General features: G+C 65.8%; 20 protein-coding genes. 9 read left to right on the plus strand and 11 right to left on the minus strand.

Annotation, left to right across the window (positions count from 1 at the left end; all coding sequences use genetic code 11):
- The first annotated feature begins 30 nt into the window (after positions 1 to 30).
- The gene (locus tag E4P29_RS19165; RefSeq protein WP_135046870.1) at positions 31 to 1,263 is read left to right on the plus strand and encodes a glycosyltransferase family 4 protein; all 1,233 of its coding nucleotides are present in this window, start codon (positions 31 to 33) and stop codon (positions 1,261 to 1,263) included.
- On the opposite strand, the gene E4P29_RS19170 is transcribed toward E4P29_RS19165, so the two are convergent.
- Positions 1,198 to 2,982, minus strand: a complete 1,785-nt coding sequence (locus E4P29_RS19170) for a hypothetical protein (protein ID WP_135046740.1) — start codon at positions 2,980 to 2,982, stop codon at positions 1,198 to 1,200. The two genes, E4P29_RS19165 and E4P29_RS19170, sit on opposite strands and share 66 nt — an antisense overlap.
- 25 nt (positions 2,983 to 3,007) lie before the next feature.
- On the opposite strand from E4P29_RS19170, the gene E4P29_RS19175 reads away from it, so the two are divergent.
- The gene (locus E4P29_RS19175) at positions 3,008 to 4,222 is read left to right on the plus strand and encodes a polysaccharide biosynthesis protein (protein WP_209205466.1); all 1,215 of its coding nucleotides are present in this window, start codon (positions 3,008 to 3,010) and stop codon (positions 4,220 to 4,222) included.
- Here the strand turns inward: E4P29_RS19175 and E4P29_RS19180 are convergent.
- Positions 4,203 to 5,279, minus strand: a complete 1,077-nt coding sequence (locus E4P29_RS19180; protein ID WP_135046741.1) for a substrate-binding domain-containing protein — start codon at positions 5,277 to 5,279, stop codon at positions 4,203 to 4,205. The genes E4P29_RS19175 and E4P29_RS19180 overlap by 20 nt on opposite strands.
- 103 nt (positions 5,280 to 5,382) lie before the next feature.
- Between E4P29_RS19180 and E4P29_RS19185 the strand changes: the two genes are divergently transcribed.
- The 3 genes from E4P29_RS19185 to E4P29_RS19195 all read left to right on the plus strand — a co-directional run bounded on the left by E4P29_RS19185 (position 5,383) and on the right by E4P29_RS19195 (position 9,146).
- On the plus strand, positions 5,383 to 5,820 hold the full coding sequence (locus tag E4P29_RS19185) for a MarR family winged helix-turn-helix transcriptional regulator (RefSeq protein ID WP_135046742.1): 438 nt from the start codon (positions 5,383 to 5,385) through the stop codon (positions 5,818 to 5,820).
- A gap of 168 nt (positions 5,821 to 5,988) precedes the next feature.
- A complete protein-coding gene (locus E4P29_RS19190; protein WP_135046743.1) occupies positions 5,989 to 7,431 on the plus strand; it encodes a cytosine permease in 1,443 nt (480 codons plus the stop codon).
- Positions 7,428 to 9,146, plus strand: coding sequence for a nitrilase-related carbon-nitrogen hydrolase (locus tag E4P29_RS19195; RefSeq protein WP_135046744.1), 1,719 nt, complete (start codon positions 7,428 to 7,430; stop codon positions 9,144 to 9,146). The genes E4P29_RS19190 and E4P29_RS19195 overlap by 4 nt, the downstream gene beginning before the upstream one ends.
- Positions 9,147 to 9,315: 169 nt before the next feature.
- Here E4P29_RS19195 and E4P29_RS19200 read toward each other — a convergent pair whose 3' ends face one another.
- Positions 9,316 to 10,440, minus strand: a complete 1,125-nt coding sequence (locus tag E4P29_RS19200) for a DUF3068 domain-containing protein (protein ID WP_135046745.1) — start codon at positions 10,438 to 10,440, stop codon at positions 9,316 to 9,318.
- A gap of 167 nt (positions 10,441 to 10,607) precedes the next feature.
- Here E4P29_RS19200 and E4P29_RS19205 point away from each other — a divergent pair, with 167 nt between their 5' ends.
- Positions 10,608 to 11,753, plus strand: coding sequence for an acyltransferase (locus E4P29_RS19205; protein WP_209205467.1), 1,146 nt, complete (start codon positions 10,608 to 10,610; stop codon positions 11,751 to 11,753).
- Here E4P29_RS19205 and E4P29_RS19210 read toward each other — a convergent pair.
- From E4P29_RS19210 to E4P29_RS19220, 3 genes are all read right to left on the minus strand, one after another.
- Positions 11,731 to 15,978, minus strand: coding sequence for an alpha-(1->3)-arabinofuranosyltransferase (locus E4P29_RS19210; protein WP_135046746.1), 4,248 nt, complete (start codon positions 15,976 to 15,978; stop codon positions 11,731 to 11,733). The genes E4P29_RS19205 and E4P29_RS19210 overlap by 23 nt on opposite strands.
- Positions 15,979 to 16,000: 22 nt before the next feature.
- On the minus strand, positions 16,001 to 16,171 hold the full coding sequence (locus E4P29_RS19215) for a DUF2613 domain-containing protein (protein ID WP_072692026.1): 171 nt from the start codon (positions 16,169 to 16,171) through the stop codon (positions 16,001 to 16,003).
- 103 nt (positions 16,172 to 16,274) lie between these two features.
- Positions 16,275 to 16,742: a universal stress protein gene (locus E4P29_RS19220; RefSeq protein WP_027495380.1), complete on the minus strand. Its 468-nt coding sequence runs from the start codon at positions 16,740 to 16,742 to the stop codon at positions 16,275 to 16,277.
- 154 nt (positions 16,743 to 16,896) lie between these two features.
- Between E4P29_RS19220 and E4P29_RS19225 the strand changes: the two genes are divergently transcribed.
- Both E4P29_RS19225 and E4P29_RS19230 read left to right on the plus strand, forming a co-directional pair.
- Entirely contained in the window at positions 16,897 to 18,072 is a 1,176-nt protein-coding gene (locus E4P29_RS19225; RefSeq protein ID WP_135046747.1) for a glycoside hydrolase family 3 N-terminal domain-containing protein, read from the plus strand.
- A 62-nt stretch (positions 18,073 to 18,134) separates the two neighbouring features.
- On the plus strand, positions 18,135 to 18,737 hold the full coding sequence (locus E4P29_RS19230; protein ID WP_135046748.1) for a TetR/AcrR family transcriptional regulator: 603 nt from the start codon (positions 18,135 to 18,137) through the stop codon (positions 18,735 to 18,737).
- Positions 18,738 to 18,806: 69 nt separating this feature from the next.
- Here E4P29_RS19230 and E4P29_RS19235 read toward each other — a convergent pair whose 3' ends face one another.
- Both E4P29_RS19235 and E4P29_RS19240 read right to left on the minus strand, forming a co-directional pair.
- Positions 18,807 to 19,664, minus strand: a complete 858-nt coding sequence (locus tag E4P29_RS19235; protein ID WP_135046749.1) for a MaoC/PaaZ C-terminal domain-containing protein — start codon at positions 19,662 to 19,664, stop codon at positions 18,807 to 18,809.
- Positions 19,661 to 21,007 (minus strand): 3-oxoacyl-ACP reductase, encoded by a 1,347-nt coding sequence (locus tag E4P29_RS19240; protein ID WP_135046750.1) that lies wholly within the window; start codon positions 21,005 to 21,007, stop codon positions 19,661 to 19,663. The genes E4P29_RS19235 and E4P29_RS19240 overlap by 4 nt, the downstream gene beginning before the upstream one ends.
- Positions 21,008 to 21,146: 139 nt before the next feature.
- On the opposite strand from E4P29_RS19240, the gene E4P29_RS19245 reads away from it, so the two are divergent.
- The gene (locus E4P29_RS19245) at positions 21,147 to 22,445 is read left to right on the plus strand and encodes an acetyl-CoA C-acetyltransferase (RefSeq protein ID WP_135046751.1); all 1,299 of its coding nucleotides are present in this window, start codon (positions 21,147 to 21,149) and stop codon (positions 22,443 to 22,445) included.
- A gap of 149 nt (positions 22,446 to 22,594) precedes the next feature.
- Here the strand turns inward: E4P29_RS19245 and E4P29_RS19250 are convergent, their stop codons facing one another.
- From E4P29_RS19250 to E4P29_RS19260, 3 genes are read right to left on the minus strand one after another with little or no spacing between them, the layout of a single operon-like run.
- On the minus strand, positions 22,595 to 23,914 hold the full coding sequence (locus tag E4P29_RS19250) for an ABC transporter substrate-binding protein (RefSeq protein ID WP_027495386.1): 1,320 nt from the start codon (positions 23,912 to 23,914) through the stop codon (positions 22,595 to 22,597).
- Positions 23,911 to 24,954: a branched-chain amino acid ABC transporter permease gene (locus E4P29_RS19255; protein WP_135046752.1), complete on the minus strand. Its 1,044-nt coding sequence runs from the start codon at positions 24,952 to 24,954 to the stop codon at positions 23,911 to 23,913. The genes E4P29_RS19250 and E4P29_RS19255 overlap by 4 nt, the downstream gene beginning before the upstream one ends.
- A gap of 1 nt (position 24,955) precedes the next feature.
- Complete coding sequence (locus E4P29_RS19260) at positions 24,956 to 25,834, minus strand: branched-chain amino acid ABC transporter permease (RefSeq protein ID WP_032374817.1); 879 nt, start codon at positions 25,832 to 25,834, stop codon at positions 24,956 to 24,958.
- Between the last annotated feature and the right edge of the window lie 17 nt (positions 25,835 to 25,851).

A 25,851-nucleotide genomic window follows, 5' to 3' on the forward strand; every position in this document is an offset into this window, starting at 1 on the left:
GCGAGCACGGTGGATGAGGTGAAGCGAGCGGTGCGCGAGGTTCTGTTGCTGTGCTGGCGCGATACCGGGCATCCGCAGGGCGGCGGCAGCGAGCGTTACCTCGAGCAAGTGGGCGCGGGCCTGGCTCGACGCGGCGTCCGCGTCACGCTGCGGACGGCGTCGTACCCCGGTGCTCCCGCCGAAGAGATCGTCGACGGCATCCGCATCAGTCGCGGTGGTGGCCGCCTGTCGGTGTATCCCCGTGCCTTGGCTGCTATCGCCGCTGGTCGGCTCGGTTTCGGCCCGCTCAAGGGGATCGCCCCGGATGCCGTGATCGACACCCAGAACGGCATTCCGTTCTTCTCCCGCGCAGTACTCGGCGTGCCGGTGACGCTGCTGGTGCATCATTGTCATCGCGAGCAGTGGCCGGTGGCGGGCCCGATGATGGCAAAGCTCGGCTGGTGGCTCGAGTCGACAGTCTCGCCGAAGGTGCACCGCCGTAATCAGTACCTGACAGTGTCGTTGCCTTCCGCGGACGAGTTGATCGCGCTCGGGGTCGATCGGGAGCGCATCGCCGTGGTGCGCAACGGGGCCGACGACATTCCTCTGTCGGTGCCGGAGGGCGGCGAGGACACCCGCACGCCGCACCCGTCGTTGTCCGTGCTGTCGAGACTGGTTCCGCACAAGCAGATCGAGGACGCGATCGACGTCGTGGCTGCGCTGCGCGGCCGCATTCCCGACATCCACCTCGACGTCATCGGCGGCGGGTGGTGGGAACACAATCTTCGCGAGTACGTCACGGGCCTGGGCGTCGATCGGTACGTCACCTTCCACGGCCACGTCGACGAGGAGCGCAAGCATGCACTGCTCGGTCGGTCGTGGGTGCACGTGATGCCCTCCCGAAAGGAGGGCTGGGGCCTCTCCGTCGTCGAAGCCGCCCAGCACGGTGTTCCCACGGTGGGGTACCGCAGCTCCAAGGGGCTCACCGATTCGATCATCGACGGCGTCACCGGTGTTCTCGTGGGTGGTTCGACGTCCGGAGCGGAGGACCGCGATGTGTCCGCGCTGACCGCTGCCGTCGCCGAACTGCTGCAGGACGCCGAGGCGCGCACTCGCCTCGGGGAGAAGGCGCGAGTGCGCGCAGGAGAGTTCTCCTGGGGCCAGTGCGCCGACGGCGTGTTCTCGGTGCTCGACGGGACGACGCGCGGCACCTGGTCGTCAGGTCTGGTGGGAGCGGCCGACGCGCATACCCCTGCCGAATCGGCTCAGGAGTCCTACCGCTAGTCCTCCGAGCAACAGCAGTGCCCACGCCAGATGTGCGAGCACTACGGCTGTCGCCGAACGACTTTCGAGGATTACCGGATTCTGCACCCGGTACAGGCTCAGTTCCTCGTCGGAGTACACGACGTCGAGCCGGTCCAACGTCTGCTGCGCATCGCCGAGCTCGCCCGGCGTCGTGTTCTCCACCAGTACCCAACCGACGCCCAGGGCCGCGAGAGTGTCCGCGGAGTCGCCTGCGAGCAGAGCGTTCTGCACGTCCGTTGCCCGTCGGCCCTCCCCGCGGACCGTGCCGCCTGCGACGAGAAGTTCACCGGTCTGCAGTACGTCGAGAGGCAGCATTCGGGGTGCAGGATCCAGCACGGGCGCTGAGCCGCTGTAGGGAAAGCGGCGGAACATTCCGGCGGGGAGTACGGCCACGTCGCCGTCCTGGTCGGCGAGTTCCGCCGAGACCGCTCGCCACGACTGCGGGTACGTCACCGGCTTCAGTGCGTTGCCGACGCCCCAGCCGAGGTCGGGGAGTGCAACGAGTAACGCCAGCACGGCAACGCCCCCTGGTAGCCAGGCGTTGCCGAATCGGGTGCGCTCGGCCGCGCTCAGCGCGGCCCACTGCACCGAATTCGGTCGGCGGTGATGGGCGCGCCGGGACGCCAACCAGCTGATACCGGCCGCAGCGGCGAGGGCGTACATCGGCATGGTCAGCGCAACCCACTTCTGCGAATCGCGGAGCAGGCCGGCCCCGGGGACGGTGTCGCCCAGTACGCGTGCGGCCGCCAACCCCGGTCCGGTTGCTGCCAGCGCAGGGAGCGCGATGGCACCGAGCGCAACGACACCCAGACCCACGATCACCGGATTACGTCGACGCCGGCACAGCGGCCGTATCCCGAGCGCGACGACGGTCAGCAACAGGACCGTCCCCACAACAGCGAAAAGTCCTGTCCGAGAATTGGGTACGGCATCGGAGTTCCAGATACCGCCGAGACCGGCCAGGCTGCCCACCGTGCCCAGACCCGGCTCGGCGCGTGCTGCGAACGCGGCCCAACCCGCCGGATCCGCCGGTTCGACGCCACCGCCCGACACCATTGTCGCCATCAGCCACGGCGCCGACGCGACGGCTGCGATCGCGAGGGTGGCGACCACACGCAGGCCGCGTCGGGCACCCCCGGGGAGGGCGACGACGAGTAGCGCGAGTATTACTGCCAGTAGTGCACCGGTGGGGGTGAGCCCGGCAGCGGCCAGGCAGACCGCGAGGGCCCACCAGGAGCGACCGGACCTGACCGCGAGTGCGGCGACCACCGTCCACGGGAGGGCGGCGTATCCGACGAGCAGGCTCCAATGCCCCTGCAGCAGGCGTTCGGCGACGTAGGGGTTCCACACGGCCACCGTCGACGCGACGAGCAGGGCAGGCAGTGGTGCGGTGGGCAGGATCCTCCGCGCCATCACCGCCGCGCCCCAGCCGGCCATCCACAACGCCAGCAGCAGGACGGCCTTGACCACGAGGCCACCGTCGAACACCGTGGTCAGGGCGGCGATCGCGGCATCCTGCGGCACGGCCCGCGCGGCCGCGTCGGCGATTCCCCAGGCGGAGTCGGTGAAGTATGAACGGGGAGTGCTGACGGCGTCGCGCAGCAGGAGATATCCAGGGCCGAGCAGTGGTCCGAGAACGACGAGCGAGAGCAGCAGGCTGTAGAGCGGCGGCGTCCACCTCGACCTCGACCACGCCATGATCGGCACCCTATACCGTGGGCACATGTCGTTTCGCGCCTCGTCCGAGGCAGACCACCCGGCGGGTGCGTCCGTCGCCGGGATGGGGATGGTGACGGCCGGCTCGATGTTCGCCAATGTCGTGGCGTATCTGTTGCAGGTGCTCGCGAGTCGCATGCTCGGCGTCGAGGGTTACGGTGAGTTCGCGAGTCTTCTTGCGGTGCAATTGGTTCTGGCGGTACCGGCGTTGGCGTTGCAGTCCGTCGTCGCGCGCGAGGTGGTGCGCGGCCGCAGTTCTCGCGAGCTGCGCGGTGTCGGCTACCGCTGTGCGGCGGTCGTGGGTGTGCTGGCTCTCGCTGTGTCGCCTGCGTTGTCGGCGGCCATGGACGTCTCCGCAGCGGCCACGGTGTCGGCCGTGATCGCTGCGCCGGTGCTGGTGCTGTTGGCCGCGGAGCAGGGGCTTCTGCAAGGACGCGGCCGATTCGGCGCATTGAGCGTGGTGTTGGCGGCGGCCGGTTTCGGCAAGGTGGCGCCGGCGGTGGTCGTGTTGCTGCTCGGCGGCGGCCCGGGTTCGGTGCTGCTGGCGACGGCGGCCGGTATCGGCGTGGTGGCCGTCGGCGCGCGGTCGGCCGCTGGAGTGCCGGTGAACGCGGTGTCGGAAACCAGGGTGACCGTTCTGACGGTGTTGCAGGCCTCGCAGGTGCAGTTGGTGCTGATCGCGATGTCCGCGTTGGATCTGGTGCTGGCTCGTTCGTTGCTCAGCAGTACCGAGGCCGGGCTGTACGCGGTCGGTGCTGTCGCGTCCAAAGCAGCGTTCTGGCTGCCGCAGGCGGTCGGGGTGGTGTTGTATCCGCGAATGGCGAACCCGTTGCACTCGGCTGCCGCAGTGCGCTCGGCGCTGACCGTCGTCGCCGGACTCGGCACGGTACTGGTATTGGGGGGCGCGCTGGCGTCGCCGTTACTGCCGTTGGTTGTCGGCGACACGTATTCCGGTGTGCAGCAATACGTGTGGCTGTTCGTGCTGCAGGGGGCGTGCCTGGCGGTACTGCAGAGCGCGCTGCTGTGGGCGATAGCGGGTGAGCGTACCCGCCTGGCCCTCGTCGCCTGGTTCGCCCTCGCGGCCGAGGTGCTGCTGTTGCTGTTCGTGGCCTCCACGCTGGCCCAGTTCGTCACCGTCGCAGCCGTTACCGCCGCAGTCACGATGGTCGTCGTGTGCGCAGTCGTTCTGTTCGGAGACAGGATCAGTCGCCGGCAGGTCTGATCTCGCCGATGATCTCGAAGTCGACGGCACCGGCCAATGCCAAGTAGATCGGTTGCGAGACATGGCCGTCGGACAGAAACAGGTGCCCGCGGGCACCTGTGAACGACACCGAATCGGATACGGATTCGATGACGCGAACATCGGCGGTGCCTGCCCTGTTCACCAACGCCCCGAGCAGTTTGATGCCCTCGTAGCACGACTGTCCCAGTGCGCCGACGATCGGCGCATCGACCCCGAAGGAACGAGCGAAACGAGCGGAGAACCCCAAACTCGCTTCGGTGGCGAGGGTTTCGAAGTAGCCGGACGCGACGTACAGCCCATGGGTGTTCTCGCCGCCGGCCGCCAGCAACATGTTCTCGTCCATCAGTGGACTGAGGCGGACGCAGTGCCCGTCCAGCCCGGCCGTGGCGAACTGCTGATGGAAATGGACTGCGTCGTCGCCGATGAGGAGGACCACGGTCGCGTCGGCACCCGATCGTTCGATCGCAGTGACGGTCGCGGCGAAGTCGCTCGTGCCGACCGGTGCGAACTCGGCGTGCACCACCGATGCGCCCAGCCCACGTAGCCGAGTTGCGGTGATGGAAGCACTTTTTCGTGGCCAGACGTAGTCGTTTCCGACGATCGCCCAGCGTCGCCGTCCGAATTCGCGAACGAGGAACTCCAGCGCCGGGACCAGTTGGTTGGCAGGCGTCTCACCGGTGATGAACAGTCCCGGGTAGCGATCGCCGCCCTCGTACAGGGAGGTGTACACGTACGGAATTCGACCGAGCGTCACCGGAATGACGGCTCGCCGTACCGCCGAGGTGTGCATCCCTGCCACCGCGTCGAGGGCGCCGGCATCGAGCAGTGTCGCGACCTCGCGGGCCACCGTCACCGGATCGCGGCCGCCGTCGATGGAGATCAACTCGACGCGGCGGCCCACTACGCCTGTCGAGGCGTTGAGTTCGTCCCTGGCCAGCTGGGCCGACAGCTCGCTGGACGGCCCGATGATGCCGAACGGTCCGGACATCGGAAAGATCAGGCCGACGCGAAATGTGTCGAACCCGTCGCTGTTCATCGTGCCGTCCGTCCGCTCGGTGTCTCTGCGCGGTTCGCTTCACCATAGAATCGCTGACAGAGACTGTAGCGCCGACGCAGGAACCGAGCAGGGGGACGATCACATGGATCACCAGGACGCTGCCTCGGCAGCGCGTTTGCTCACCGTGGTCGAGCGGGCAGTGTCGGATCGATTGCGCGCCGCCCTCGTGCCGTGGGAATTGGACCTCGAAGAATGGCGAGTGTTGTCGTTGTTGTCCGACGGTGAGGGGCACACGATGGCCGAGACGGCCGAGTTCGCTCTGCTCTCCCCGCCGACGTTGACCAAGGCGGTCAATCGGCTGGTGTCCAACAATCTGGTGCACCGCCGTACCGGCACCGTCGATCGTCGCCAGGTGCTCATCCGGTCGACGGCTCGTGGAAAAGCCAAGCACGACGCGGCCGCCCCGGTGATGAACGACGTCGCGGCGACGGTGTTCCCGTCGGAGTCGGATCGTGAGCTGTTGGAGTCTCTGCTCCGGGCGCTCGAGACCAACGCGAAGACGGCCTCGATCACTCACTGACCGCTGTCGGCGTCCGGTTTCGGACGCGGCTCCGCCGTTCCCTGCCAGGTCGGCTCGTTTGGTGATCTGTTTTTAACATGTTTCACGACGCAATAGTGTCCGTGGCAAGTATTGTTCCGATGCAGCGCAGCCAGCGCTCTCGCCGCGAACCGAAGTGGACACCCGTTCATGAACATGAAGAAGTACTTCGAGGGGCCAGCGACCAGCCTCGACGATCAGATCGAAAGCTACGCAACCTCCCGAGTGCCCGACGACCAACGCTGGCGTCGGCCCGCGATTCTGCTCGTCCTCACCGGCAACGTGACAGCGATGTTCTGGTTCGCCCTCGGCGGCCAGATCGGGTTTCTGGTGGGATGGCCGATGTTCCTGATCCCCGTGGCTTACATGGTGATCGGCGCGACGCTCGTCGGCAGCCTCATCATGCGTATCGCCAGCCAGGAGGGTCTGTCGCTGCCACTGCTCACCCGCGGGCTGGGGTTCGGAACCAAGGGTTCTGCCGTCGCCTCGCTCGTCTACGCGGTCAATTACGTCTTCTACTTCATCTTCGAGGGCAGCATCGTCTCGCACGGGCTCAGTGAGCTCGCGGGGATCGATATCAACTCTGCCTGGGCCACAGTGGTATTCGCGCTGGTCGCACTCGTGGCGCTGTTCTTCTCCTGGCGCGGTATGCACTCGATGAACATTCTGCAGCGCTTCGGGATGCCGATCTTCCTGATCCTGTTCGCCGTCGGTATGTACATGCTCGCGAGCGGCTACGTACTCGTCGGGCCCGGTGAATGGGAAGCGACCGGTGGATTCACCGCCACCGCGATGTGGCAGGCCTTCAGTCTCGCCAACGGGCAGGTGGTGTTCCAGGCGCTCATCGCCACCGACTACGGACGGTTCGCCAAGAAGAGCGTCAGCTACGTCGGAACGGCCGGACTGATGCTGGCCGAACTGCTGATGATCGTCGTCGTGATGATTCTCGGTGCGTTCCTCGGCTTCACGATGCTGCGTCACTTCACCGGAACCACTGCAACACCGGAACTCTCGGCCACCGACCCGGGACTGTACTTCGCCATCGTCATGGGTCTGCTCGGCGTGATCTTCGCGGTGGTGACCCAGGTACGCATCAACGTGATGAACCTGTATTCCGGATCCCTGGCCCTGTCGAACGCGTGGGATGTGCTCTCGCCCAAAAAAGTCGGCCGTCAATGGTGGATGGTGGCGCTCTTGGTGGTGGGCGTGCTGTGCTACCCCGTCAACATTCTGCAGTACACCGACAAGTTCCTGGCCGTCACCGGCATCATGACCAACACCTGGATCTTCATTCTGCTCGCGGATTACTTCGTGTGCAGACGAATGCTCGGCCTGGCACCACGCGACAACATCGAGTTCCGTGAAGGGCGAGTACGCAATTGGAACCCCTGCGGCATCATCGCCATGGCAGCGGGCGTCGCGGTGGGCGGGCTCGGGGTATTCGGCCTCTACCCGTCGTACTACGCGTCGTTCATCGCCATGCTTCTCGGCCCGCTGCTCTACGTTCCGCTCACGATCGCAACCCGCGGACAGTTCTACGAACCACCGAAATCGAACGATCCCCTCATCGCCGAAAGGACTGTGGCGTCATGACATTCACTGCAGCGGCCGTCCAGTTCGAGCCCACACTGTTCGCCAAGGACTCGAACATCGCCGCTCTGACCGAACTCGTGGAGAAGGCGGCCTCGGACGGAGCGCGCCTGATCACGACACCCGAAATGGCAACCACGGGCTACTGCTTCCACGACACCGAGGAAGCGGCAACCGTCGTCGAACAGATCCCCGGCCCCACCACCGAGACGTTCGCCGAGATCGCTTCTCGTCGTAATTGCTACATCGTCGTGGGCATGCCCGAAGTCGATGCGACGAGCGGATTGTTCTACAACAGTGCCGTTCTCATCGGGCCCGAGGGAATTGTCGGCACACACCGCAAGACACATCCGTACATCGCCGAGCCCAAATGGGCGGCCCCGGGCGATCTCGGGCACCAGGTGTTCGAGACCTCACTCGGGCGCATCGCATTGCTCATCTGCATGGATCTGCACTTCCTGGAGACGGCGCGAGTGGTTGCGCTTCAGGGTGCCGACGTGATCTGCCACATCAGCAACTGGCTCGCCGAACGCACTCCTGCCCCCTACTGGATCAGTCGTGCTTTCGAGAACAACTGCTACGTCATCGAGAGCAACCGCTGGGGTCTCGAACGAACCGTTCAGTTCAGCGGCGGCACCTGCATCATCGAACCCGACGGAAACGTGGCCGGTCTCCTCGACGTCGGTGACGGTATCGTTCTCGGCGACATCGACATTCGTCGCACACGCGAGCCCGGGCCCGTGCGCAGGCCGAATCTGTACCGTGAACTGCAGACCAACACGTACGCGTGGAACCCGCTCGATTTCTTCACCCTCTACGGCCACTCGCCCTTACCGGCCGGGCGGACTTCGTCGGTGAGCGTTGTGCAATGCACACCGGGGACGTCGATCGACGGCAACCTCGACGACATCGAGCAGTGGGCCGCCGGCCTCGCGGACGCGAGTGATCTCATCGTGTTTCCCGAACTGTCCGTCACCGGGCCGGTCTCCGCGGATCGACCACCGCGCGAGGTCGGGGAATCGATCGACGGAACGTCGCTCTCACGCGTCGTCGATATCGCTGCCCGCCATGATGTTTCGCTGGTCGTCGGATTGGCCGAGCGTGAGAACGGGACCGATCGCGTGTACAACTCTGCAGTGCTGGTCCAGCCGAACGGAACCTGCACGGCGTACCGCCAGATCCATCTGTCCGCCGAACATACGTCGCTGTTCGATGCGGGCGACCGCTGGACCGTCGTCGACCTTCCCGTCGGGAGAGTGGGAATGCTCGTCGGTCACGATGCACTGATACCGGAGGCAGGCCGGATCCTGGCTCTGCGGGGCTGCGATCTGATCGTCTGCCCGGCCGCACTCGCCGGCACCTTCGTCGGCTCGCACCCGGGAACCGAAATCCCTCATGCAGCAGAGGTCCCCACCGGAGCCGATCCCACGCACTGGCATCACATGCGCGTCCGGGCAGGCGAGAACAACGTGTACTTCGCCTTCGCCAACTCGATCGACACCGACCGCGGAATCACCGGGCACAGCGGAGTATTCGGGCCGGACACCTTCGCCTTCCCCCGAACCGAAGCCCTCGTCGACAGTGACGCGCCGGGCCACGCGACCGGCGTCGTGGACACCACGAACCTGGGTGGGGCGTACCCCACCAACGTCGTGCGCCGCAAAGACCTCGTGCTGATGCGCCAACCACACCAGTACGGAATCCTCTCGACGGCCTGAGTGGCCGAGAAACGCCAGTGGCGTGGTTATGTCCCCGCTGGGGCACATAACCACGCCACTGGCTATCTGGTCGTTCCGCAGGCTCCACTCCTGCCACCTGGGTCGTTCCGCAGGCTCCACTCCTGCCACCCGGGTCGTTCCGCAGGCTCCACTCCTGCGCGAAGCGCACTTACTCCTTGGAGAGGTTCGTCCTCGGAATCTCTTCCGTGCGGTCCGTCGTCCAATCGCGGTTCGGTGCGGTGCCGCCACTGGGAGTCGGGCGGGGAGCGGCGTCGGTGCGGGCGGGCTGACGGTGTCCACCGTTGCCGCCTCCGCGCAGCAGCAGAACGACTCCTGCGATCAACGAGATGACACCGAGGATGCCGGCGACGATCGGAACGGTGCGGCCGAAGAGCGACAGCTTGTCCTGGCCGTCCTTGGCCTGCTGGATCTGGTATTCGACGGTGTTCTCGTCGAACGTGATCGGGGCCTTCAGGACGTCGACCTCGGGCTTGCCTGCTTCACGGCCGTAGTACTGGTGGATCTGCTCTTCGCCCTTGACGACGACGCCGGTCTCGGGCTCGACCCAGACCGTGCGGGTGTTCTCGTACCAGCGAGTCATCGTCACCGGTGCGGTTCCGCCCTCGACGCCCCAGGTGTCGGCGGGCAGCGTGACCTTGTTGGTCGGCAGGTTCACCACGGTCGACAGGTCGACCGGTCCGACGGTCTGCTGGTACTGGTAGACCGGCGTGCCGTTGATTTCGGTTTCCTCGACGAAGTCGATGTCCTTCGAGGCGCGCGCGTTGACGTCGAAGTACGGGTAGCTCTTCTGCTCGGCGTTGAACGGGAACTTGTACTGCAGACCGGTGTGGGCCACTTCCTCGGCCGGCTTGTCGCCTGCCACCTGGATGGTGCCGATCGGGCTCTCGACGGGCATCGAGGTCTTACGGTCGATGCTCACGCGGTCGACCGTGGCGGTCAGTAGTCCGGTGTCGGCCTGCTTGTCGGTGCGGCGCAACGTCTGTCCGGCCTGAAGAGTCATGATGTCGGCGTCGGACGGGTCCTCGACGGTGACGAATCGCTGTGAGGTCAGTGGAACGTTCTGATCGACCACGGCGCGACCGGCTGCCAGCGACCGCGCGTCGAGGACGCTTCCGGTGCCGGTGGACACGGTGGTGACCTCGAGGTCGAGTGGAGTCTTCTCGAGCGCCGAGACGGTGTAGGTGGGGATGAGGATGGCGGCAACCACCAGAAATGCGCCCAAGCCGATGAGAACGAGGGCTAGTATCCGGCTCGGCCCTGAGCGCTCCGCCATGCTGAATCTCCTTAGTCGACCGCTTCACTGGAAGACACCGCAGGCGGGATCGTACGAATTCCCCGATGCGCTGCCCGATTTCTTACGACACGTCGCAGGTGACAGTAACAGTCGACAGTGGCACCGGTCTCGTCCACGCCGGTTCGACACGGCACACTTGAGCCACCATGAGCACTGGAGTCCACTCGGCGTCCGTCGTACCGTTGCGCGCCTTCGTGCCCGCTCTGGAAGGCATGCGGGCAGTCGCCGCAATCGGCATCGTCGTCACCCACGTCGCGTTCCAGACCGGGGCCGCCAATTCCCCGCTGATGGGCCGAGTCTGGGGCCGGTTCGATCTGACGGTGGCGATCTTCTTCGCGCTGTCGGGATTTCTGCTGTGGCGCCCGCATGCCGCGCAGGCCCGTGGGTCGGGAGCCGCGCAGCCGACACGGCGGTATTTCTGGTCTCGCGCAGTGCGCATCCTGCCCGCCTACTGGGTGGTCACGGTGCTGGTCCTGCTGTTTCTGCCGCACGCAGGCGGGGACTACCGAGTGTGGTTGGCCAACCTGTCTCTGACCCAGGTGTTCGTACCGTTGACACTGACCGAGGGCATGACGCAGATGTGGTCGCTGTCGGTGGAAGTGGCGTTCTATTTGTTGCTGCCCGTGTTCGCCTGGCTGATGATGCGGCTGCGGGGTTCGTCGGCGAGGTATCGGGTGTGGGTTCTGCTCGCTGCGTCTTCGGTGTCGCTCTCCTGGGCGTTCGTCCCGATCGCCACACCGGAAGCCATTCATCACGACAACTGGTTGCCCGGCTACTTTCCGTGGTTCGCCGCAGGCATGCTCCTCGCCGAAGTATCGGTCGGTCCGCAGATGTGGGTGCATCGATGGGCGCGTCGCAGGTGGGTGATGCCCGCGATCGCGGTGACGGCGTTCGTTCTGTCGGCGACGCCGCTGGCGGGTCCGCAAGGGTTGGTGCGGCCCGAGCCGTGGCAGTTCGAGCTCAAGATCGTCTTCGGTGCCGTGCTTGCGTTCGCGATGCTCTCGCCGTTGGTGCTGGCCGATTCCGGCCGCCGGCATCGGGTGTTCGAGCATCCGGTGATGCTGACCCTCGGCCGCTGGTCGTACGGAATTTTCATCTGGCACCTGGCCGTGCTCGCAGTCGTGTTCCCGGTGTTCGGCATCGTCCCCTTCTCGGGCGGCATGTGGTTCGTGCTGACGGTGACCCTGGCACTGTCGATTCCGGTCGCTGCCGCGAGTTATGCGTTGGTGGAAGAGCCGGCCCGCCGCAGGTTCGCGCCGAAGAAGGCGGTCACGACTTCCGCATCGCGCTGACGGCCAGCGCGACGATGCCGACCAACGAAGCCAGCTGCACCGCGTAGGACCCACCCACGTATCCGTCTGCCGACCGCCACGGTCCGAGCGAGAGCAACGCGGCCCCCAGCAGGGCGAATCCTCCTGCTGCACAGACCGATACACGAGACGAGATCTCCGGCCCGTACCGGCGGCTCAGGAGCGCCGAGCCGGCACCGAGAACCAGCACCGAGATCGCACCGACAATGCCCGCCAGCACGATCGCCGCACCGAGCAGCGCCGCGAACGCCACCGGGGTGCTACGCCACGGCCGGGGCGCTGGACCCGGATCCACGACGCCGCGAGGCCGCCGCAGCGCAGCGATCAGCAGCGGAATCAACAGCAGCAGCCCACCGAAGATCCCGAGTCGATACCAGCGGTCGGTGGTGAAATCCAACGACACCGTGCCCGACGCCCCGGCCGGGACGATCCAGGCCTGTTGCCAGCCGTCGACCACCACGGGGGTCAATTCGGTCCCCCCGGGAGTCGTTGCGCGCCAGCCGCTGTTGTTACTTTCGGGAATGACGAGCAGGCGATCCGAGGTGCTCGAGGTGAGGGTCACTTCGCGGTGGTCGGGGCTCCACGCGGTGGTGCGCGCCGCCTGCGGCGCAGACGTATCCGGCCACAACGCCGGAATCGGCATGGTGCGCAGTCGAAGCCCGTCGACGAAGAACGACGCACCGGGCTCGACGACGATGTCCTGGCGTCCCTCGGGAAGCGAGACGGGGTTGACGAAGTTCTCGTTCACCGGGATGTCCGCGTCGCAGACCGATGCGGGTAATGCTGCACCGGAACGGAATTGGTCCGCTGTCGCCGTCACCGAGGTGCGGACCGTCTGCCCCGCGATCGACACCAGGGGGCCGTCGAAACAGTCGACCGTGATCTGCCGGTCACCGTCGTACGGCGGCCCGATCGGCTCGCCGGCGGACAGCGGTGTGACCTCGGCAAATCCGGGCGGTTGAGATTGGATGAAGCCCAACGAGTTTCGGTCGAGTACACCGTCCCAGTCCACGATGGACAGCACGATCCTGTCGGTTACGTACGGTGCCAGCTCGAGTGTCGTCGAACCGTCGGCATCCACATCACGCACCATCGGGCCGTTCCCCAGATTCACTGCCACCCGCGTGGGGTGGGCAGGCAGCGCGCCGAGGCTGGGGCTCAGCTTCAGCCCGTCCACCAGTGTCGGAGCGGGCAGTTGAATGGTCAACGTGGGGTCGGTACCGGCTCGATCGGTGATCGACTTCTCCGGTGCCGTCCACGACGTACGCGGATCGCCGTCGGTGGCGGCGAAGGCCGAGCCGTCGAGGTCCGCGACGTCGGACGCCCCGCTCGCCAGCGGCCGGCCGGGCTGGGCCAGCAGCGCCTCGAGCTCGGGGGACTGCCGCGTGCGTACCGTCAGCTCGGGGATCACCGCGGTACCCATCGGGACGTCGATCGTGCGCGAGAAGCGACCCAGTTCCTCCGGCGACTTGGACAGTCCACTGCTGCACCGGATTCGATCGTCGGTGTCCAGGCAACCAGAGCGCCCCGGAAATTCTTGGCCCAGCTCCCAGGCGTCGACGCTCGCTCCCGCAGGAGTGGGTGGCAACACCGCACGGTGCACGATGGAGACCGGCTTCGGGTTGTCTCGATCGGAGTAGTCGTCCACCGACACCTCGCTGATGCCGAACTGACTGCCCCGGGTGCCGTCGACCGTCGATTTCGCGGTGATGCGCAGCCACGGCGTTTCCCCACCGGGCAACGACACCGTCATCGGGTCTCCCGGCTTGTCCACCCGCGCCGCCGTCGAACCGTTCGGAGTGGTGACCTCGACCCACTTGACCGGGTCTCCGATCGTTCCCGGGCTGGTACGCATGTGCAGCAGCCCGCCGCGCACCGGAGTGTCGAAATCGAGTTGAAGCCATTGCCCCACAGCGCGTTCGATGCCGTTGCTGATCCAACTGGTGGCCAGATCGCCATCCACCGCGGCCGCGACACCGCTGCCGGGCACGCTGCCTCCGATCTGAGTCGCGTCCGACGCCGAACTCGACGCGGTCAACGTCGCGCCTTCCCACTCGGCGTCCACGGTCTGTGCCCCGTACACCGGATAATCGGGCACCTCGTTCAGCGAACGGCGGGGCTCGTCGGCTGCACGAAGAGCGGAGTTGTGATTGTCGACCTGACCGAAATCGGTCTCGCGATTCATCGGTGTATCGGTGACCGTCACCGAATCGACGGGCAGACCCGCAGCAGCTGCATCCGACGCCAGCAGCGTCGGTCCGGCCGGAACGGGTAGCCGAACGCCGTTGTTGCGCAACTCGTTCGATCGCAGAATCGACTCGGGACCGCCCTGCACCACCGGCACCCGATCCACGTCGACCGTGTACGGGCCGGAGGCAGGGACGTCGGCCGCTGCGTCGACCGCATAGATTTCGACGGCCGGATACGCAGGCCGCAGATCGCCGTCCAGAACCACCCCGTCCACCTGACCGGGGGCCACGTCCTCGCCGAACTCCGCCACCTTCTCGAGCCCCGGCGAACCGTCGAGCACGCGGTGGACGGACGCCGGTCGAGTGGACCGCGAATCCTCCGGATCCAGGTCGTTGCGCACGACGACGTAGCTGATGCCCTGTCCCACAAGGGTATCGGCCAGGCCGGTCGACGGCCTGCCGTCGGCGAAGAGTCGCTGTACCGAGTCCAGGGCGCGAATGGCACCCGGCGGCGTGAGCGGCACCGCATCTCGGACGGCCCAGGGCGTGGTCGCGAGAGCCTGCAACGGCTCGTCGCGCGTCAGTCCCCAGGTCTGCAGAGCGAACGGTGCGCCGGGCACGATCAATGCCCGCTGCGCGTCGGAACCGTCGGGGCTCGAGCCCGAGGCATGGTCGGTGAGCCAGTCGGCGGCGTCGTGCCAGTACTGCGGCACTGCCTCGTACGCACCGCGCGGCGCCAGCTTGCCCGTCCATGCCAGCGCCGTGGACAGGGTCAGCGCCACCAGGACCAGCGCGGTCACCGCCATCATCGGGTGCTTCTCGGGATGCGCGACGGCCGCTCGCCACGTCGGCCGTGGAACCGAGCCCGGCAGTGGAACCCGGGCCAGCAGATGAGCGAGGCCGAGTACCAACGGGATTCGGATGACCGGCTCTAGTTTGTGAATGTTGCGCAGAGGTGCGCCCGCGGAATCGAGGAACACTCGGACCGTTGCCGCGAACGGACCGTCGAGATCGCCGACGAATCCCGCTCCCAGGCCGACGAGACCGACGAACAACATGATCGTCAACCGGCCGCGGGCCGGCATCGAGCGCATGGCCAGACCCGCGATCCCCGCGGCCGCGATCAAGCCGGTCGCGATCACGGCAGCGGGCTGCGTCACCAGGACCGCGCCGGCCACTCGCTCCGGCGAGACGAACGGGGTCCAACTGCCGGTGCCGCGCAGCACCTCGGTCAGCGACGTCCACTGGGTCGTCGTGCCGGACGACTCGATGTAGTCGAGGAACGGCGGCGAGACCTTGCCCAGCAACAGCAGTGGGACGATCCACCACAGTGTCGCCAGCACCAGAAAGCCGGTCCACCAGGAAGCGAACACCAGCCAGCGGCGGTTCGGCCGGTGACACAGCATCCAGATGACGGCGACCGACACCGCAGCGGCCGTCGCGACTGCATTGACCGCGCCCATCAACGCGACGGCCAGCGCCGATTGTGCCGCTGCTCGCCGAAGCGTGTTACTTGCGGACCCAGTGTTCAGGCAACGAACGATGGGTACGAGCACCCACGGCGCGAGCATCATCGGCATCGTCTCCGAGGAGATCGACGCCAGAGTGGTGATCACCCTGGGGGACAGCACGAATGCCGTCGCCGCGATCAGCCGGGAGCTGCGGCTGCCGACACCGAGTGCCTCGGCGAGCCGGACGATTCCCCAGAACCCGGCCACGAGCAGCAATGCCCACCAGATGCGTTGGGTGATCCACGGTGGAATCGACAGCAGATCACCGCCGGCGAAGAACGCTCCGTGCGGGAAGAAGTAGCCGTAGGCCTGATTCTGCACCTGGCCGAGCGGTGCGGCGCTGTTCCACTGATGCGAGGCGCGTTCGAGAAATCCGAGAGGGTTCTGCGCCAGGTCGAACTTGGTATCGGCGACGGTGAAGCCCGGAACCTGCATGAACGTGAGCAGGAATACGAGAGCGGAGACTCCGAAGAGCCAAATCCGGCCGAGCGGCTCGGCCGAGATCAACGATCCACGTGAGCGACCAGCGTCAGCGGCTGCCGTACTCAACCTGGTTCAGCAAGGACGAGTCGGCGTTTCCGGTGCGATCGATATCCGGACGAGAGTTGTCTGCTGCACCGGCGGTGACTCCGAATACGACGCCGGCACCCAGTACGGCTCCGACGACGGCGGCAATGACACCCGGGACAGCGAACTTCATCTCGGTTCTCCAGTCAGTCGGCTCAGTGAGGCAGTGGGCGAGGTTGTCCCCCACGCGGGCATCACGGTATCACTTGCACCAGCTGAACCGGCCGGTGGACGCGTTACTTTCCGGGCGGAACGATCAGGACGGGTCGGTGGCTGTGCCGCAGGACGTGCTCGGCCACCGAGCTCTGCAGGAGGGCCCGCAGCCCGGTGGTGCCCCTGGTGCCGGTGACGATGATGTCGACGTTCATCTCGTCGGCCTTCTCCACGATCGCGCTCCAGATGGCGGTGGTGCATTCGGTGCACTGGCCTTCCACCTTCAGGCCTGCGGCCTCTGCCAGTGCGACGCCCTCGCTGTTGGTCACCTTCGCATCGGTGAGAGCAACGTCCTCGGCCTCGTCGTCCGGCACCCACTCGGGCTGCATGACGCCCGACAGACCCGACATCCGCGCTGCTTGACGCACCATCGGCTCCCAGGCCGTGACGACGATCGCGCGAGAGGTGGTGAGAAACCGTCCCGCATAGTCGATGGCTCGTTTGGCGTTGTCGGAACCGTCGTAGGCAATGAGTATGAGATCAGCAGTCATGGTGGCAATTCTCCTCATGTCGCTTTCGTCCAGATTACCCCGCCCCCACCCCGGATCAATGTGGGTTTCAGTCGCTCGGAGTGCAACAAAGTCGCATTGATCCCAACCGGAGGGCGGTCAGCAACACGCAACTTCTCGGCTACCGTCGTATTCCATGCGACTTCGGTTTTCGGTTCGGTCCGCTGCAGCTCTGACGGTCGGGGTGGGGTTGCTCGTCTCGTGCTCGAGTGAATCGACGCAGGTGGCCTCGACGCCGTCGGCTCCCTCCTCGACGACGACCGCTCCGCAGACGTCGGCCCCGCAGTCGACGCCTCCGCCGGCCGACGCGTGTGTCACTTTCGTCGACGGCCTGACCGAGCGGCAACGTCTGGCTCAGTTGCTCACCGTGGGCGTCACCGGAACGCAGGACGCCGTACAGATCATGTCCACCGAGCAGGTGGGTGGGATCTTCGTCGGCAGCTGGACCGACGAGTCGATGCTCGGCAACCGCGAGGTGCCGCAGGTGCTCGACGCGTCCGCGGTGGCCCCGATGGTGACGATCGACGAGGAAGGTGGACGCGTGTCGCGGGTTGCCGATCTGTTGGGTGCGGCACCGTCGGCGCGGGAACTGGCGCAGACGATGTCGGTGGACGAGGCATATCAGGAGGCCTTGACGCGAGGCCGGGGGCTGAAGGATCTCGGCGTCACCGTCGATTTCGCGCCGGTCGTCGACGTCAGTGCTCAGCCGGATGATTCGGTCATCGGTGATCGCTCGTTCTCCGACGATCCGCAGGTCGTCATCGAGTACGCGGGGGCGTACGCGAAGGGGTTGAAGGATGCAGGAGTCGAGCCGGTCATCAAGCACTTTCCCGGGCACGGTTCGGGTTCGGGCGATTCGCACACCGGTGCCGTCACCACACCGTCGCTCGACGAGCTGAAAGCCAAGGATCTGCTGCCGTTCGCCGCGCTCGACACCACAGGGGTCGGCGTCATGGTCGGCCACCTCGACGTGCCCGGACTGACCGACCCCGGTGTTCCCGCCAGCATCAGCCCTGCGGCCATGGCGTTGCTGCGTGACGGCGTCGGATACGGGGCGAAGCCCTTCGACGGCCCGATCTTCACCGACGACCTCAGTGGCATGGCGGCGATCACGGCCCGGCTCGGGATCGTCGACGCGGTCGAATCGGCATTGGTTGCCGGAGCCGATGTGGCGTTGTGGCTGACCACCGATCAGGTGCCGGCGGTGTTGGACAATCTGGAGGACGCAGTGGCGACGGGACGCCTTCCCGCAGCCCAGGTGGACGAGGCAGCGGCGACGGTTGCGCGGTTCAAAGGTGCGTGCGGAGCCTGATCGGTCGTCGCTGGACCTTACTGTGGAGTAACGTCTAGTGCTTCGTACGTATTGGAGGATCCATGGCTGGCGGCACCAAGAGACTGCCCCGCGCCGTCCGTGAGCAGCAGATGCTCGACGCGGCAGTGGATGTGTTCTCCGACAACGGGTTTCATGAGACATCGATGGATTCGATCGCCAAGAAGGCGGCCATCTCCAAGCCGATGCTCTATCTGTACTACGGCTCGAAGGACGAGCTGTTCGCTGCGTGCATCCATCGTGAGGGCCTCAAGTTCGTCGAAGCCCTGACGCCCGCCGCAGACCCGACCCTGACGCCGCGCGAGCAACTGCGCCGCGCGCTGATCGGTTTCCTCGGCTTCGTCGGCGAGAACCGGAAGTCGTGGATGGTGCTCTACCGCCAGGCGATCGGTCAGCAGGCTTTTGCCTCGCAGGTGCAGAGCAGCCGAGACCGGTTGATCGAGCTGACCGCAGGTCTGCTGGCGATGAGTACCCGAGACCCGGAACAGTCGCAGAACTTCGGGCTGATGGCCGTCGCACTGGTCGGGGCCGGTGAGGCCGTGGCCGACCGCGTGGCAGGCGGAGAAATCGAGGTCGACGCCGCAGCGGACCTCCTGGAAAACCTGGCGTGGCGCGGACTCGCCGGCAAGAAAACTGCAACTACCTGAGACTGCCGAACTCGAAGTTATGGACGGAAATCCGGTGAAATCCGTCCATAACTTCGAGTTCGAGCTAGCTCAGCGCAGGGTTCCCGTCAGATGCGGGTAGCCCTTCTTCGGGTTCTTCAGCGACAGGTCCCAGCCGGTACCGACGGCATCGGCGTAAGCGTTGATCGTCGCGGGCAGGAAGATCGGCTTGCCGAAGCGGATGCTGTAGTTCACGGCCTCCGGGATTCGACCTTCGACCGTCTGCAGTACCGCTGCAGCACTCCACATTCCGTGTGCGATGGTCTTCGGGAAGCCGAATGCCTTTGCACCGAGCGAGGATACGTGGATCGGGTTGCGGTCTCCGGAGATGGCCGCGTACCGGCTGATGATCCGCTGGTCGACGCGCAACGTGCGGGTCGGGGGCGGCGGAACCTCGTCTGCAGGAGGCGTCTCGCGAGGCCCACCCGAGAGCGAGGTCTTCTGCAAGCTCAGGAAGCTCGAGGTCTGCTTCCAGACCAGCTCGCGTCCCACCTTGACCTCACTGATCAGGTCGACCAGTAAGCCCTTGCGGTGCTCGCGCAGATTCTCCGCGTGCACTCGGATGTCCAGCGGCTCCGATGCCGAGATACCGCGGAACTGCTCGATGACGTTCTCGGCGTGCACCGAACCGACTGCGGCGAACGGAAAGCCCTTGGAGACCATCAGTTTCATCACGGTCGGGAACACGAGCGTGAACGGGTAGGTGATCGGGAGCTGGTCGCCGAATCGCAGCCCCGTCGCGCGGCAGTAGCCGGCCAGGTTGTCCTGGTCCACTCGCAGGCCCTTGAGCTCGAACACGGTGCTGGGCACCGTCTTCGACTTGGAGCCGAGGAAGGGCAACGCGCCCAGTGCCGCCGCGGTGTAGATCTGCGACGTCTTCGGCTGCTCGGTGAGCGTGATGGTGCTCATGCGCCGAGGAGGCTCTGGCCGCACACGCGCACGACCTGCCCGGTGACGGCGTTGGATGCGGGAGAAGCGAAGTAGGAGACCAACTCCGCGACGTCGACGGTCTCGCCGCCCTGCAGCAGCGAGCTCATGCGTCGTCCGGCCTCGCGGGTGGCGAACGGGATGGCTGCCGTCATCGCGGTTTCGATGAAGCCGGGAGCAACGGCGTTGATGGTGATGTTCTTCTTCGCCAGTACCGGTGCGGAGGCGTGCACCAGGCCGATGACGCCGGCCTTGGAGGTGCCGTAGTTGGTCTGGCCGCGGTTACCCGCGATACCGGCGATGGACGAGACGTCGACGACGCGTCCGCCTTCCTTGAGCGCGCCCGATGCCACCAGCTCGTCGGTGATGCGCTGCGGCGCAGCGAGATTGACGCCGATGACGGAGTTCCAGCGGGCGTCGTCCATGTTCGCGAGGGTCTTGTCGCGGGTGATGCCTGCGTTGTGCACGATGATGTCGGCACCGCCGTGGCGCTCGAGGAGGTGCTTGCTCAGCGTCTCTCCGGCGTCGGGTGAGGTGACGTCGAGTGCGAGCGCGGTGCCGCCGACCTTGTTGGCCGTCTGCGAGAGTGCTTCTCCCGCTGCGGGAATGTCTGCGGCGATGACGGTGGCTCCGTCACGGGCGAGAACCTCGGCGATGGTGGCACCGATGCCGCGGGCAGCGCCGGTGACGACGGCTACCTTGCCTGCGAGCGGCTTGTCCCACGAGGCCGGTGCCTGTGAATCTGCGTCACCGACGACGATGACCTGGCCGTCGACGAAGGCGGACTTGGCCGAGAGCAGGAAGCGGAGGGTCGATTCGAGGCCGGACAGGCCGGTCGACGCCTTGGGAGAGATGTAGACGAGCTGAGCCGTCGCGCCGCGCTTGACCTCTTTGCCCACGCTGCGGGTGAAGCCTTCGAGGGCGCGCTGAGCGATGTGCTCGTCGACGCTCGAGGTCTCTTCGGGGGTGGTGCCGATGACGACGACGCGAGCCGAGGGTGCCAGGTTGCGGATGACCGGCTGGAAGAACTTGAACAGCTGCTCGAGCTCGGCGACGTTGCCGATTCCGGTGGCGTCGAACACCAATCCGCCGTGCTTGTCGTCGTGGGGCTGCGACTGCGGGTAGTCCGAGAGCAGCTCGCGCAGGGGCTCGACGAGGCGGCCGCTGCCACCGATCAGGACCGGTCCGGCCAGTGGCGGCTCGCCTGCCTTGTAGCGGCGCAGCTTCTCGGGCTGCGGCAGGCCGGCCTGCTTGGCGATGAAGGCTCCCGGCGCGGACGCGAGGAACGTTGAGTAGAGATCTGGGGCTCCCTTGGAGGCTGCCACTGTCGTACCTTTCATTCAGCGCTGCTCGCTCTGAGGGCGAGGCGCACGACCGGGTGTCGACAACCAACTTACTCGCCAGTAAGATGAAACTCCACCAGGGCCATTCCCCACATGCTGGGGACGATGTTTGGAGACGTCAGTGACAAGCAAGCAGCTACGACCGGTCGCAATCGTCGGTGGCAACCGCATTCCGTTCGCGCGTTCGGACAAGAAGTACGCGCTGGCGTCCAACCAGGACATGCTCACCGCCACCATCGACGGTCTCGTCGCCCGTTTCGGTCTGCAGGGCGAGCGTCTCGGCCTCGTCGCCGCCGGTGCAGTGCTCAAGCACTCGCGCGATTTCAACCTCACCCGTGAGGTCGTGCTCGGCAGCGCGCTGAGCCCGTACACCCCGGCCTTCGACATCCAGCAGGCCTGCGGTACAGGTCTGCAGTCGATCATCGCCGTCGGCGACGCCATTGCCTCGGGCCGGATCGACGCCGGTATCGGCGGCGGCGTGGATACGACGTCCGACGCTCCGATCGGCGTCAACGACGAACTGCGCGAGTTCCTGCTCTCCCTGAATCGGGCGAAGAGCACCGGCGATCGCATCAAGCTCCTCGGCAACGTCCGTCCGGGCATGCTCGGCATCGAGATTCCCCGCAACGGTGAGCCGCGTACCGGTATGTCGATGGGTGATCACGCCGCCATCACGGCGAAGGAATTCGGCATCCGCCGCGAGGACCAGGACGAACTGGCCGCGGCGAGCCACCACAACATGGCAGCCGCGTACGACCGCGGATTCTTCGACGACCTGGTGACGCCGTTCCTCGGCCTGACCCGCGACGACAACCTGCGTCCGGGATCGACCGTGGAGAAGCTGGCCACTCTCAAGCCGGTCTTCGGAACCAAGCTGGGCGACGCCACGATGACGGCCGGCAACTCGACTCCGCTGACCGACGGTGCGTCGGCTGCGCTGCTGTCGAGTGACGAATGGGCTGCCGAGCGCAACCTGCCGGTGCTGGCGCACCTCGTCGATTCCGAGACCGCCGCGGTCGATTACATCCACGGCAACGGATCGTTCAAGGACGGCCTGCTGATGGCCCCGACGTACGCGATCCCGCGTCTGCTCGCCCGTAACGGTCTGACGTTGCAGGATTTCGACTACTACGAGATCCACGAGGCGTTCGCTTCGGTGGTGCTCGCGACGCTGCAGGCGTTCGAGAGCGACGCGTACTGCAAGGAGCGTCTGGGACTCGACGGTGCGCTCGGTTCCATCGACCGCAGCAAGCTCAACGTCAACGGATCCTCGCTCGCCGCGGGCCACCCGTTTGCCGCGACCGGTGGACGCATCGTCGCATCGCTGGCGAAGATGCTGGCCGAAAAGGGTTCGGGCCGCGGCCTGATCTCGATCTGCGCGGCCGGTGGCCAGGGCGTCACCGCCATCATCGAGCGCTGATCACCGCAGCTTCGGCTGCTCCCCGGTACGGGGACACGATCTGGGGGTCACAGGGTCGGCGGATCCGGCAAACGAGGGGTTTTCGGATCTGCTGATCACAACGTCGAAAAGGCACGCAGAGCTCGCTCTGCGTGCCTTTTCGTGTCCGATCAGCCGGGTATGCCGCTCTCCGGCGGAGTCGATTCGTCCCCGGTGTATTCCTCCACTGCCGAGTCTCCGATGTCGGTCTGCAACACGGGAGTCAGGTACTCGGGTACACCTCCGCGGATCTGGAAGACACTGGCTCCGGAGATTCCGAGGTGGCTTTCGTCGGAGTATCGGAACGGGGCCAGCTGCGGGCCCTGGAAGTCCATTCCGCCGTCCTGGATCGCGGAGACTATGCCCTCACGGGTGGGATTCTCGCCGGCCGCCTGAAGTGCCTGGACGAACGCGTACGCCTGGCTGAGTCCGTAGATGCGGTAGTTGGTCAGTGGGTCACCTGTTCCGTTCTGCGCCCAGACCTTCTGCCACAGTTGCGTCCACGGATTCTCGGGGGAGTCGACGCCGGGGATGTATTCCAGCGAGATCATGCCTTCGAGGGACTGGGCACCGTTGGTGACCGCGCCCTGGGAGAAGCGTCCGAGCAGAGAACCGACCAGGTCGACGTCGGAGCCGATCGAACTGTAGAACCACTCGGGATCGTAGTTGAGCCGCATCGCGGTCAGTTGGCTCAGTGCGGTGTACGACGGGACGTTGAAGCCGAGTACGAGGTCGGCTCCGGCACCCTGCAGAGCCGCGATCTGTGGTGCGACATCGGTGTTGCCGGACGTGTAGCGCACGACCTCGACGATCTGGTCGTCGAGATATTGGCGTACCGCGGCTTCGCTGTCCCTGCCGAGATCGTCGTCCTGGAGGAACAGTCCGACCTTCGCGTCGGGGCGGTTCTTCGTCACCCAGTCGCCGATGATCTTGCCTTCGACCTGATAGTCGGGCTGCCAGCCGAAGGTATTCGGGTACTTCTCGGGGTCGTTGCCCCACATGATCGCGCCGGAGGAGACGAACAGATCCGGCACACCCTCCTCGTTCAGGAAGTCGATCACTGCGCTGTGCGTCGCCGTGCCGAGTCCACCGACGACGGCGAACACTTCGTCCTGGAGGACGAGTTCGTTGACTACCTGGGTGGTCGTCGTCGGATCGTAGGAGTCGTCACGAACGACGTACTCGATCTGCCTGCCGTTGACGCCGCCCGCGGCATTGACGTAGTCGAAGTAAGCCTTTGCGCCCGTGGGTATTTCGCTGTATCCGGGTGCTGCGACCCCGGTCAGTGGGAAGTGGGCTCCGATCTTCACCGAGGTGTCGGTGATGCCGATCGTCGAGCCTTCCGAGGATTCTGTTGCCTCGTCTCTACCGCCTGCACCGCATGCTGCAGCCAACGAGACGACGGCGACGAGTGCGGTCGTTCTGACCGCCACCGATCCGAACTTCTTCATTTCATCTCTTTTCTGGTTGAACGCAACCTTCGAAACGTGCCCACCAGACCCAGTGGGGCGAACAGGATGACCAGGACGGTGAAGATGCCGGTCACCAGTGGTGCGAGTTCGGCGGATTGCAGACTGCTCAGCCCCAGATCGAGCCCGAGGTTGGTGACCACCGGTGGGATGTAGGTGAGCAACAGTGCCCCGATCAATGCCCCGAACAGGGTGCCGAGCCCGCCGATGACGACGGCGGAGAGCAATGTCAGGGAGAGCGTCAGCGTGAACCCGCTCGGGGCCGCGATCCGCGCCGACATCGCGAGGACGGCACCTCCGGCACCCGCGCATGCGGCGCTGACGACGAACGCCAGGATGCGTGCCCGCCCGAGATCGATTCCGGACAGCTCGGCGGCGACTTCGTCGTCTCGAACGGCCCGCCAGCGACGGCCGATTCGGCTCGACGAGACGTTCGCCAGCAAGAAGAACACGACGACGAGCAGCACCCAGCTGACGTAGGCGACGAATTTGGTTCCGCTGAGCTCGTTTCCGGTGACGAAGAACATCACGTCGTCGATCAGATCAGGGACTTTCGGAGCCGGGACGACGAGACCCTGTTCACCGCCGAGGTAGTCCGAGAAGTACAAGGCCAGTCCCGGTACTGCGACGGCCAGAGCCAGCGTCGCACCGGCCAGGTACGGGCCGTGCAGTCGGGCGGCGGCCACTCCCACGACCACGCCCACCAAGGCAGAGATCACGGTGGCGGCCAGCAGTACGAGGGGCACCGACCATCCGGAATCGTTGGCCCGCAACATCAATGCCGCGGTGTACGCACCGACGGCCATGAACGCACCGTGCCCGAGCGAGAGCTGCCCGCTCAGACCGGTCAGCACGGTCAATCCGCCGGCTGCGATCGCCAGGTACGCGACCGAGGTCAGCTGACTCTGACGGAAGGTGCTCAGTGATTCGAGCGCCAGCACGATGACGACGAGTCCGATGACAGCGCAGAGGAAGTGGCGTCGTACCGGGGTGGCCGTGATTCGAGTGAGAGTTGCGTTCACGTCATACCCTCCTGGCTGCTGCGCTGGCGAACAACCCGCTCGGGCGGACGAGGAGAACGACGATCAGAATGATCAACGCCGCGCTCGACACGAGGTCCTGGCCGAGGTAGCCGCTGACGAAACTGAGCCCGACGCCCATCAGCAGGCCTCCGACCACTGCGCCTGCCGGGCTGTCGAGACCACCGAGAACGGCTGCGACGAAACCGAAGACGACGATCGAGTCCATGTACCCGGGGTGCACCAGCGAGCCGCCTGCAATGAGCAGCCCGGCCAGCGATCCGACGACTGCGGCCAAAGCCCAACCGAGCGTGAGCATTCGACTCACCCGGACTCCGAGCAGTTTGGCTACCTCCTGCTCGAATGCGCTGGCGCGCATCTTCAGTCCCAGATCGGTGAACCGGAACAGCAGAATCAGCAGGCCCAGGACCACGAGAACGGCGACGATCTTGAACACGTCGTATCCGGTCAGGGCCACGTTGATCTCTCCGACCTTCTGGCCGGTGAGACCGAACGGTGCTGGGAACGAACGAAATTGGTTCCCGAAGATGATGGCCGCAACCGCGTGGATGATGATGAACAACCCGAGCGTCAGAATCACCGGGTTGATGTGCGAGGAGCTGTCGACGAACCGAATGACGAGTCGTTCGATCAACGCTCCCAACAACAGTCCGCTGAGCAGTGCGACTCCGAAGCCCAACCAGTACGAGTAACCGGCGTCGATGACGACCAGTGCGACGTACGTGGTGATCATGGCCATCGGAGCCTGGGCGAAGTTGACGATGCGGGTCGATCGCCAGATGAGGACGAGAGCGAGGGCGAACGCGGCATAGACCATGCCTGTCGTCACGCCGTTGATGAGGATGGTGAGCAGTTGTTGCACTGTGGCTGGCGTCCTTT

Source organism: Rhodococcus sp. 1R11, from assembly GCF_004563845.1.
In the GTDB taxonomy this organism is placed as follows: Bacteria; Actinomycetota; Actinomycetes; order Mycobacteriales; family Mycobacteriaceae; genus Rhodococcoides.

What these genes read in the sequence shown, in the direction of transcription:
- E4P29_RS19170 (WP_135046740.1), bottom strand. Translation starts at nt 2,982, where the DNA reads ATGGCGTGGTCGAGGTCGAGGTGGACGCCGCCGCTCTACAGCCTGCTG.
- E4P29_RS19175 (WP_209205466.1), top strand. Translation starts at nt 3,008, where the DNA reads ATGTCGTTTCGCGCCTCGTCCGAGGCAGACCACCCGGCGGGTGCGTCC.
- E4P29_RS19180 (WP_135046741.1), bottom strand. Translation starts at nt 5,279, where the DNA reads ATGAACAGCGACGGGTTCGACACATTTCGCGTCGGCCTGATCTTTCCG.
- E4P29_RS19185 (WP_135046742.1), top strand. Translation starts at nt 5,383, where the DNA reads ATGGATCACCAGGACGCTGCCTCGGCAGCGCGTTTGCTCACCGTGGTC.
- E4P29_RS19190 (WP_135046743.1), top strand. Translation starts at nt 5,989, where the DNA reads ATGAACATGAAGAAGTACTTCGAGGGGCCAGCGACCAGCCTCGACGAT.
- E4P29_RS19195 (WP_135046744.1), top strand. Translation starts at nt 7,428, where the DNA reads ATGACATTCACTGCAGCGGCCGTCCAGTTCGAGCCCACACTGTTCGCC.
- E4P29_RS19200 (WP_135046745.1), bottom strand. Translation starts at nt 10,440, where the DNA reads ATGGCGGAGCGCTCAGGGCCGAGCCGGATACTAGCCCTCGTTCTCATC.
- E4P29_RS19205 (WP_209205467.1), top strand. Translation starts at nt 10,608, where the DNA reads ATGAGCACTGGAGTCCACTCGGCGTCCGTCGTACCGTTGCGCGCCTTC.
- E4P29_RS19215 (WP_072692026.1), bottom strand. Translation starts at nt 16,171, where the DNA reads ATGAAGTTCGCTGTCCCGGGTGTCATTGCCGCCGTCGTCGGAGCCGTA.
- E4P29_RS19220 (WP_027495380.1), bottom strand. Translation starts at nt 16,742, where the DNA reads ATGACTGCTGATCTCATACTCATTGCCTACGACGGTTCCGACAACGCC.
- E4P29_RS19225 (WP_135046747.1), top strand. Translation starts at nt 16,897, where the DNA reads ATGCGACTTCGGTTTTCGGTTCGGTCCGCTGCAGCTCTGACGGTCGGG.
- E4P29_RS19230 (WP_135046748.1), top strand. Translation starts at nt 18,135, where the DNA reads ATGGCTGGCGGCACCAAGAGACTGCCCCGCGCCGTCCGTGAGCAGCAG.
- E4P29_RS19235 (WP_135046749.1), bottom strand. Translation starts at nt 19,664, where the DNA reads ATGAGCACCATCACGCTCACCGAGCAGCCGAAGACGTCGCAGATCTAC.
- E4P29_RS19250 (WP_027495386.1), bottom strand. Translation starts at nt 23,914, where the DNA reads ATGAAGAAGTTCGGATCGGTGGCGGTCAGAACGACCGCACTCGTCGCC.